Source organism: Clostridium sp. (genome assembly GCF_017888565.1).
Lineage (GTDB): Bacteria > Bacillota > Clostridia > Clostridiales > Clostridiaceae > Clostridium.
Window position 1 is genome coordinate 19,383 of record NZ_JAGHFX010000067.1, and the last position, 9,389, is coordinate 28,771.

General features: G+C 27.4%; 13 protein-coding genes and 2 tRNA genes. 4 read left to right on the forward strand and 11 right to left on the reverse strand.

Features of this window, described 5'->3' with window-relative positions; all coding sequences use genetic code 11:
* Positions 1 to 43 precede the first annotated feature (43 nt).
* Positions 44 to 499 carry a CtsR family transcriptional regulator gene (locus J7M87_RS13630; RefSeq protein WP_008681246.1) on the reverse strand — a complete coding sequence of 152 codons (456 nt, stop codon included), beginning with the start codon at positions 497 to 499 and terminating at the stop codon, positions 44 to 46.
* A gap of 159 nt (positions 500 to 658) precedes the next feature.
* Here J7M87_RS13630 and J7M87_RS13635 point away from each other — a divergent pair, with 159 nt between their 5' ends.
* A complete protein-coding gene (locus J7M87_RS13635) occupies positions 659 to 1,294 on the forward strand; it encodes an MBL fold metallo-hydrolase (protein WP_291651616.1) in 636 nt (211 codons plus the stop codon).
* 39 nt (positions 1,295 to 1,333) lie between these two features.
* On the opposite strand, the gene J7M87_RS13640 is transcribed toward J7M87_RS13635, so the two are convergent.
* The 7 genes from J7M87_RS13640 to J7M87_RS13670 all read right to left on the reverse strand — a co-directional run bounded on the left by J7M87_RS13640 (position 1,334) and on the right by J7M87_RS13670 (position 4,975).
* Positions 1,334 to 1,504 carry a 4Fe-4S binding protein gene (locus J7M87_RS13640; RefSeq protein ID WP_008681251.1) on the reverse strand — a complete coding sequence of 57 codons (171 nt, stop codon included), beginning with the start codon at positions 1,502 to 1,504 and terminating at the stop codon, positions 1,334 to 1,336.
* 114 nt (positions 1,505 to 1,618) lie between these two features.
* Positions 1,619 to 1,822, reverse strand: a complete 204-nt coding sequence (locus J7M87_RS13645) for a heavy-metal-associated domain-containing protein (RefSeq protein WP_008681254.1) — start codon at positions 1,820 to 1,822, stop codon at positions 1,619 to 1,621.
* A 14-nt stretch (positions 1,823 to 1,836) separates the two neighbouring features.
* Positions 1,837 to 2,742 (reverse strand): stage 0 sporulation family protein, encoded by a 906-nt coding sequence (locus tag J7M87_RS13650; protein WP_291651620.1) that lies wholly within the window; start codon positions 2,740 to 2,742, stop codon positions 1,837 to 1,839.
* Positions 2,743 to 2,745: 3 nt separating this feature from the next.
* Positions 2,746 to 3,681 (reverse strand): DNA polymerase III subunit delta', encoded by a 936-nt coding sequence (locus J7M87_RS13655; protein WP_291651623.1) that lies wholly within the window; start codon positions 3,679 to 3,681, stop codon positions 2,746 to 2,748.
* Between the two features lie 17 nt (positions 3,682 to 3,698).
* Positions 3,699 to 4,028, reverse strand: coding sequence for a cyclic-di-AMP receptor (locus J7M87_RS13660; protein ID WP_291651625.1), 330 nt, complete (start codon positions 4,026 to 4,028; stop codon positions 3,699 to 3,701).
* 91 nt (positions 4,029 to 4,119) lie between these two features.
* Positions 4,120 to 4,749 carry a dTMP kinase gene (gene tmk, locus J7M87_RS13665; protein ID WP_291651627.1) on the reverse strand — a complete coding sequence of 210 codons (630 nt, stop codon included), beginning with the start codon at positions 4,747 to 4,749 and terminating at the stop codon, positions 4,120 to 4,122.
* A gap of 16 nt (positions 4,750 to 4,765) precedes the next feature.
* On the reverse strand, positions 4,766 to 4,975 hold the full coding sequence (locus J7M87_RS13670; RefSeq protein ID WP_291651629.1) for a sigma factor G inhibitor Gin: 210 nt from the start codon (positions 4,973 to 4,975) through the stop codon (positions 4,766 to 4,768).
* A gap of 282 nt (positions 4,976 to 5,257) precedes the next feature.
* Between J7M87_RS13670 and J7M87_RS13675 the strand changes: the two genes are divergently transcribed.
* On the forward strand, positions 5,258 to 6,409 hold the full coding sequence (locus J7M87_RS13675) for a M20 family peptidase (RefSeq protein WP_291651631.1): 1,152 nt from the start codon (positions 5,258 to 5,260) through the stop codon (positions 6,407 to 6,409).
* 39 nt (positions 6,410 to 6,448) lie between these two features.
* Here J7M87_RS13675 and J7M87_RS13680 read toward each other — a convergent pair whose 3' ends face one another.
* Entirely contained in the window at positions 6,449 to 6,967 is a 519-nt protein-coding gene (locus J7M87_RS13680; protein ID WP_291651633.1) for a hypothetical protein, read from the reverse strand.
* Between the two features lie 283 nt (positions 6,968 to 7,250).
* On the opposite strand from J7M87_RS13680, the gene J7M87_RS13685 reads away from it, so the two are divergent.
* Both J7M87_RS13685 and J7M87_RS13690 read left to right on the forward strand, forming a co-directional pair.
* Entirely contained in the window at positions 7,251 to 8,198 is a 948-nt protein-coding gene (locus J7M87_RS13685) for a magnesium transporter CorA family protein (protein WP_291651635.1), read from the forward strand.
* 80 nt (positions 8,199 to 8,278) lie between these two features.
* The gene (locus tag J7M87_RS13690) at positions 8,279 to 9,199 is read left to right on the forward strand and encodes an LD-carboxypeptidase (protein WP_291651637.1); all 921 of its coding nucleotides are present in this window, start codon (positions 8,279 to 8,281) and stop codon (positions 9,197 to 9,199) included.
* A gap of 33 nt (positions 9,200 to 9,232) precedes the next feature.
* On the opposite strand, the gene J7M87_RS13695 is transcribed toward J7M87_RS13690, so the two are convergent.
* Positions 9,233 to 9,307, reverse strand: a tRNA-Cys gene (locus tag J7M87_RS13695).
* A 5-nt stretch (positions 9,308 to 9,312) separates the two neighbouring features.
* Positions 9,313 to 9,388, reverse strand: a tRNA-Phe gene (locus tag J7M87_RS13700).
* Position 9,389: the final 1 nt, after the last annotated feature.

The window sequence follows — 9,389 nt, forward strand, 5'->3', positions numbered from 1 at the left end:
AAAATAACAACTATACAGATAAACCTTGGCCACTTAAAATATTTTACGATAATATAACTGTAATAATTCCTTTTAACATATCAGCCCTTAATTTATTTTTGTCTTCCACAGATACTAAAGTTCTATCATTTAAAGATATCTTTATTATTTCATATTCCTTTTCGGTAATATTCTTAGTATCTTTTAAATGGTCTAGTATAGATAAAGCGCCTCCATATGTTATACTTTCTCCTATTGAAGTATTTATTAATAACAGTCTCTCATCCTTATCATCGTATGTTATTTTTTTAATTACTATGCACCCTCCACCGCCTCTTTTACTTTCTATTATATAACCTTTTTCATAAGTAAACCTTGTTGTGAGCACATAATTGATTTGCGATGGTGCACATGAAAATTTATCTGCTAATTCATTTCTTTGAATCAATACTTGTCTTTCTCTTTCTTCATTTATCATATCTTTAATAAAATTTTCTATTGTATCTGAAATTCTTGCCATATTTTCACCTTCTTAAACTTATTTCTCCAATTGACCTTCTTTGACTTTTATTATATATTATAAATTTTAATATGTCCATTTCACTAATTTTATTTTCTAAAATAAAAGCGAATTATATTGCGTTTTTTATCCAAACTATATATTGAGAGGTGATTAAATATGGAAATCAAATGGATTGGTAATACAAGTTTTTTAATAAAAAATTCTACTGGTAAAAGAATTCTTTTAGATCCAATGCAAATATATCCTCATATAGAAAAATATGATTTGAATCCTGATATAATTACATTTAGTCATACTCATAATAATGAAATTATTAATGAGCATGTTGATAAAAATTGTATAATAATAAATTCAGCTTGTTCATATTCAAATCATTTTGTCAGCTTAGAGGGATATAAAACATTTAAAGATGACTTTTATGGATATAAACGCGGTGAAAATATAATTTATTTATTAAATATAGATGAATTTAAAATTTGTCATCTTGGCTCTTTAGGTCATCAGTTGGATGATGAATTATTAAATAAGCTAACTAATTTAGATTTTTTATTCATTCCAATAGGTGGTCATTTTTGTTTAGATGGCTTTTCTGCTGCCAAACTGGCCTTAAGTTTAAAACCTAAATATATAATTCCAATGTTCTTCAAAACGTCTTCTGAATATTTTTATTTAGATGGTCCTCATAAATTTTTATCTTCATTAAAAAATATTTTATCCTATAATACAAATACCATATATTCTAATGATTTATCTTTTAAAGATAGATGCTCTGTAATACTATTATCTGCATAAAAATAAAGAACCGCTATAATTAGCGGTTCTTTATGTAAATTATGCTTGTACTGGAGCTCCTACTGGACAAACATTTGCACAGTTTCCACAATCTATGCAAGTGTCTTCATCGATAACGAATTGAGTATCTCCTTGACTTATAGCATTAACTGGACATTCTGCAGCGCAAGCACCACAGTTTACACATGAATCTTCTATTTTGAATGCCATAAAAAGCACCTCCTAATATTATGAATTTATTTCACAATCTATTTTATCATAAGCATTTAGATTTTTAAAGACTTAAGAAGAATTTATATAATATGATATTTTACCTTATTCAATTTAGATTATACTATATCCTACTTCTTCAATGGATATAATTATTTTATCTTCAGTTATGCTTTTATCATCATATACTACACTTACTTCTTTTTTAGATAAACTTACTTCACAAGCAATAACCCCTTCGTTATGTGCCACAGCTTCTCTTATGCTAATAACGTCATCATTTGTATTAAGATTAGCAACCTTTAATAGTGATTTCATTAAGCTTTCCCCCTTTAATTATCCTTTATAAGATCTTTTATTAATTTTTTATCTTCTGGTGATTCTATTTCTAGTTTTATGTCTGATTCATCTACTGAATCTTCATAGCTACCTTCAACAAGCTCAATATCATCTATTTTAAATTCTTCTACTACTTCCTCATCGCCTCTTCTATATTTTACTTTCACACTTTCCTTAACAGTACTATTACTTACAACTTCACCAGTAGCATTGCCTATAGAAACGATAGATCCTGCTCTAGGTAATCTCTTTCTTATATCTTCATATGTGCTTTGCTCATAATTTAAACAACACATTAACCTGCCACATATTCCTGATATCTTCGTTGGATTTAAAGATAGATTTTGTTCCTTTGCCATCTTTATAGATACAGATGCAAAGTCTCCTAGGAATGTAGAACAACATAATGGTCTTCCACATGGTCCTAGTCCTCCTAACATTTTAGCTTCATCTCTGACCCCTATCTGTCTCAACTCTATTCTTGTCTTAAATATAGTTGCTAAATCCTTTACTAACTCTCTAAAATCTACTCTTCCATCAGCTGTAAAATAGAATATGACTTTATTATTATCAAAAGTATATTCCACATCTATTAACTTCATATTTAATCCATGTTCTTCTATTTTCTTTAGGCATATATCTAAAGCATCTTTTTCCTTTACTTTATTATCCTTATGTTTATTTATATCTTCTTCTTCTGCGACCCTTATAACACTCTTTAACGGTGCCACTATATCAGTTTCTGGTATTTCCTTAATACCAATAACACATTCTCCAAACTCTATTCCTCTTGCTGTTTCTACAACAACAAAATCGCCTTTTTTTACATTTAAATCGCTTGGATCAAAATAATATATTTTACCGGCTTTCTTGAATCTTACGCCTACAACTTTTATCATTATTTAAACCTCCATAAAACCTATAAGCATTACTCTAATCGTTAATTGAAAATTAGAATTACTTAATAATGTTACCCTAGCTTCTCCAATCTTATCGATTATTTTGTTAAGCCTCTTATAGGACATTTCAATAGCTAATTGTTTTATATTTTCTATTTTATCCCCATTTATTATTCCATTAGTATCGCTTATTTCTTTATAGACAATTATGTCTCTTATAAAGGAGGCTAAAATGTTCAGTATTTCTTCTTTTCTATCTTTAAATGATAATATCTTATCTTCAAAATCTAAAAGATTTTTCGTATTACCATTAACTAATGTATATAATAAATCAATTAATATATTTCTTAAATCTTTTAATGAGGAATCCCTTAGAAAATCCTCAGCTTTTCCTGGGATTCCTTCACTATATGCAATAGCTGCTTTAATTTCATCAATACTATAATCATCAATGCCTAAGCTTTCTATATAAAACTTAACTTCATTCTTTGTCAATGGAGTTAGCTTATATACTTGGCATCTTGATTTTATAGTATCTAAAATAAGCTCTAGACTCTCACATAATAAAATAATAAAAACACCTTTTGGTGGTTCTTCTATAGTCTTTAAAAGAGCATTCTGTGCTTGTACCGTCAATTTATTTCCATCATAAATTATAATAACTTTTTTATCACTCTCAAATGGCTTCTTATTTATTTCATCAACTATTTCTCTTACATCGTCTACCCCAAAAGATGATTTTTTAGATCTATAATTTACAATATCTATAGAATTTCTATTTTCATGTACACCTAATATACTTTTAGCCAATATCTTAGCTAAATTGCTCTTTCCAATTCCGTCTTCTCCTACAATTATATGTGCATGGGAAATTTCATTTTTTTCTATTCTTTTTTTAAAACTATCAATTATTCTTTCGTGTCCAATAAATTGTCCCATTACACCCTCCAATGTAATTATATTTTAATAAATTGATCTACATCTATAACAAATATAGTAGCTCCCCCAACTTCAATTTCTATAGGGTATGACATATACATATCAACATTTCCTGTAATAGGGGTTGGTGTTGTTATAACTTGTTTCCTAGTTTTACAAACATCTTCTACAACATCTATAACTACTTGAACTTTATCTTTTTCAACACCTATAATTAAGGTTGTATTTCCTGATTTTAAAAACCCTCCAGTTGATGCTAACTTAGTAACTCTAAAGCCTGCCTCTGTGATTGCATCTACTAAATCTAAAGCATCATCATCTTGTACCATAGCTATTACTAATTTCATATTAACCCCTCCAATAAAATTATACTCCTATAATAACATTCTATCATAAAAGATATATAAATTGCTCAAAATTTTTCTCTCTCAATACATTTTATTTAATAAAATCAGTAATTATTTCTTTTACAATATTAAAAACTTCTTCTATTGATTTTTCTGCATTTATTTTCATAAATTTCTCTTTGTTTTGCTGATATAATTTAAGGTATCCCTCTCTTACATTATTATGAAAATCCATTTTTTCTAAATCTAATCTATTTATTTCTCTATCTTTATTTTTGTTTATTCTCTCTAATCCTATTTCTGGTGATATATCAAATAATATATTTAAATCTGGCATATATTCACCTACTGCAAATTTATTTATTTGATATATTTCATCTATCCCTATATTTCTAGCATATCCTTGATAAGCTAGTGATGAATATATAAATCTATCACATAATACTATAGCTCCTCTATCAATTTCAGGAATAACTTTTTCAACTAAGTGTTGTCTTCTAGCAGCAGCATATAGCAATGCTTCAGTTCTACTGTCCATTTTTGTATTCTTAGTGTCTAGTATTATTTCTCGTATATCTTCTGATATTTTAATTCCACCTGGTTCTCTTGTCTTAATGCACTCTATATTGTTCTCTATCAAGTAATTATATACCATGTCCAATATTGTGCTTTTACCAGATCCGTCTCCACCTTCAAATACTATGAATTTTCCTTTGTCCATTTATTTATACCTCATGTTATTTAAAATTATAGTTGCTTAATAGCCACTCTCTTATTCTATCTTTATAAAAATTGTACTCAAAATCATCAACAGTCATTGTTGATATCTTGTCATTACAATAATGGCATAATAAGCTTTTTTCTATAATTATATCACTATATACTTCTTTTCCACAAACCTTACATTTATTTTCATTTTTATCTATTCCTTTTATTAATAAATCCATACTATCCCATCCTTTTATAATAATTTTATTATAATTCTCACCAAATAATAGCATTTCTATACTTTCAAAAAAATTATATCTGATTGCAAAAATGGTTTATAGCTAATCTATGTGAGCATTGGAATAAGAATATTTATATAAATCATTAATTTGCACTTATATAGAATATTAAATGTGTATTTTTAATTTACTGTCTATTAAATTAATATATTAACTATTTGATAAATAATTATTTGCATTTAAGGGAAAGTTAAAAACAAGATAATTTGGGAGGAATATAATATGAAACAAGAAATGATTTGTTATCTAGAAAAAAATAAAGATGATATAAAGAAATTAAATGATTATTTATATAATAATCCTGAAGAAAGCTACAATGAATATAATAGTTATAATTATATTTGTAACTTCTTAAACGATCATGATTTTACAGTAAAAAAGGATTTCTTAGACTTAAAAACATCCTTCTATGCATCTAAAGGAAGTGGTCATCCTAAAATATGCTTTTTATGTGAATATGATGCTGTTCCGGGCGAAGGACATTTAACTGGTCATAACTTATTAACATCAACTTCAATTGCTGCTGCTTTAACACTAAGCTCTATTATCGAAAAAATAGGTGGTACCATAATAATAATAGGTTGCCCTGGTGAATATCTAGGTGGAACAAAATCCGTTATGGTAAAACAAGGTGTATTTGATGATATTGATGTTGTTTTAGTTGCACATCCAGATACTATAACATCAGAAAGTGGTAGCTCATCTGCTATAATACCATTAAGTATAAAATTTATAGGACATAGCGGTCTAAGCTTTTTAAATAAGGGCTCATATACTTCGTTAGATGGTATTCTTTTAACATTTAATATCTTAAATTCATTACTAAAAGGATTTCCTGAAGACGTGGAGGTAAACTCAATATTATCTAATGGAGGGTTTACTCCTTTACTATTACCACTAGAATCTGAAGCTAAATTTTATATAAGAGCTAAAGAAATGGATATGGCTAAAATTGCAGAAAGCAAGCTAAAAGAAATTGCAATTTATGTCTCAAAACTTATACGAGTTCAATATTCATTTTCTTTATACGAACCTGAAAATGAAGAGTTAATAACCAATAGAACTTTAAATAGATTGTTTAGCCATAATTTAAAGGAAAATGGTATAATAAATATTTCTGGTCCAAGGGATATTCATTCTGGATTAAGCTTAGGTATTGTTAGTAAAAAGGTTCCTTGCATTCATCCTTATATTTCAATAGTTACGGATGATAGCATAAGGTATGGTACAAAAGAATTTGCTAAGGCTACAATATCTGATTATGCCTTTGATGAGGCTATGAAAGCAGCTTTATCTTTATCATTTACTGGATATGATATCATATTAAATGAAAATCTTTTGGCAGAAGTAAAAAATGAATTTTATAAAAAATAGACTCTATATAGAGTCTATTTTTCTATATAGAGCCATTTATTATATAACTTTTCTTTCTAACAATCTACATTTCAACTCTCCGTGCTTTATTATCTTATTAATAAATTTATCACTTGGTTGGAATATAATCTTTTCAATTCTATCTCCATTTTTAAAAATACAATAATATGATTTTGAATTGATTCTGTTACATAAGTACTTTTTTGATTTTTTTAAAAATTGATACTCCTTAGGCATAGATGATCTTTCACCTATATATAGTACATCAGACATTCTTATACTTTCTAAATTTCTTTCTTCTTTATTATTAATTAAATTTATTATAAGCTTGTCTGCTATTACTGCATATTTATAGGATACTGAACAACTTCTAATTTCTTTAACAATTAAAACTATAGTTACTAATACCAGCGCAACATTAAATATATATCCAATTATATGTGTATTATACTTAGATCTTTCTATCGCTTCTCCTAAATATAATGTAGCTGTTATCATAAATAAGATCATTGAAATAACTGGTATCCTCTTTTTAGCAACAACTTCCCTATGCATCATTTTCTATTTATCCCCCATTAAGACATTACTCTTTTCGTCTAAGCAATATTGTGATTATACTAATTATTTATACTTTTATCCACATTAGTATTTAATAATTAACAAGCTTATTTTTATCCTCTCTTTTGATTAAATCAGATTACTTTCTAAATATACATCTTTTCTTTTAATATCTTCATTTATCTATACCAATTATTTTTTTAAATAAAAATTTATTTATCATAGTACAAACAAGCATATTAATAGTATAATTATCTTTGAAACTTACCTAAGGAGGTTAATTATGATACAAATTTATAAAAGTATTAGTGAACAAAATCCATCACTGAAAATTCTTGATAATCTAGAGCCAGGTTGTTGGATTAATATTATAGCGCCTTCTGATGAAGAATTAATTTTAATTTCAAAGAAGACTGGTGTTCCATTATCATTTTTAAAAGCTCCATTAGATGATGAAGAAACCTCTCGTATAGATATAGAAGATAATTGTTTATTAGTTGTAGTAGATATCCCATTTACCGAAATGGAAGATAATTCTCTTACATATGATACGTATCCTTTAGCAATTATTCATACTGAAAAGCAACTTATAACAGTTTGCCTAAAAAATAGTCGCATTTTAACTGATTTTATAAACGGTAAAGTGAAATCATTTTATTCATTTAAGAAATCAAGATTTATATTGCAAATTTTAAATAAAATATCGAATTCCTACTTAATTTATCTAAGACAAATAGATAAAAAAAGTTTAATGATAGAGAAAAGATTGCATAAATCTATGAAAAATAGAGAACTTATTCAACTGCACTCATTAGAGAAATCATTAGTATATTTCTCTACATCGCTTAAGGCAAATGAAATTACCCTTGAAAAAATGCTAAAGCTAGATATAATGCAAAAATATGAGGAAGATCAAGATGTTCTAGAAGATGTTATAATTGAAAATAAGCAAGCCATTGAAATGACTGAAATATATAGCAATATTCTTGCAAGTACAATGGACTTTTTTGCTTCTGTTATTTCAAATAACCTAAATATAGTTATGAAGGTTTTAGCTTCTGTTACAATATTAATGGCAATACCTACTGTTATTGGTGGTATATTTGGAATGAATTTTATAAAAATGCCACTAATTAATAATGAATATGGTTTTGAAATTACAATGATTATTACCTTAATATTAACCTTTGGTGCAGCATACTTATTATATAGAAAAGATATGTTTTCATAGAAATAAAGCTAGTTATAAGTACTAGCTTTATTTTTTTTAGAGTATATTTACATATAAATAATTTTAAGTAGGTGTATATAGTGTTAAAGTTAAAGTCATTAAATAATTCTGCTACTATTGGTATTATTGCTCCAGCTTCGCCAGAATCTAAAGAACTTATAGATAAAAAAATTGATATATTTAAAAAGCTAGGGTTTAAAATAAAAAAAGGTAAACATTTATATAATTCTTATGGATATTTAGCTGGAGCTGATAAAGATCGTGCAGACGATCTTAATTCCATGTTTGCTGATAATGAAGTAGATGCTATAGTTTGTCTTAGAGGTGGATATGGATCAATTAGAATGGTTTCCTATTTAGATATAAAACTTATAAAAAGTAATCCTAAGCCCTTATGTGGATATAGTGATATCACTTTATTATTAAATTATATTAGTAAAACTTGTAAGTTTGCTACATTTCATGGTCCAATGATAACTTCAAATTTTGATGATATCATGACTAAAGAGTATTTTTTAAGGGTTTTTACACATAAAAACTCTAAAATAATATACAACTTGAAAGATATCTGTGGAGATAATTATCTAGTATGGAATAAACAAAATTGTAAAGGTAATATAGTTGGAGGGAACTTATCTATAATTTGCTCTACAATCGGAACCCCATACGAAATAGACTTTAAAGATAATATTTTACTTATTGAAGATGTTAATGAAAGTCCTTATGCTGTGGATAGAATGTTATCTCAATTAATATCCTGTGGAAAACTTCAAAAGCTTTGTGGAATAATGATAGGACATTTTACTGATTGTATAAATAAAGATACTGATTTTTCAATAGATGAGATTATAAAACAAAAATTACTTCCCTTGAATATCCCTATCATTCAAGGCGTTCCTATAGGTCATGATTATCCTAATATAACTATACCAATAGGCTCATCATTCGAATTCCTTTCTGATGATGATTTACTTATTCAAAAAAAGATAATTTTCAAATAAAAAAAATCCTACAAGTAATCTTGTAGGATTTTTTGGAGGCGCCACCCGGATTTGAACCGGGGAATAAAGGTTTTGCAGACCTCTGCCTTACCACTTGGCTATAGCGCCATACCTGGTGGCTCGACCAGGAATCGAACCAGGGACACGAGGATTTTCAGTCCTCTGCTCTACCGACTGAGCTATCGAGCCA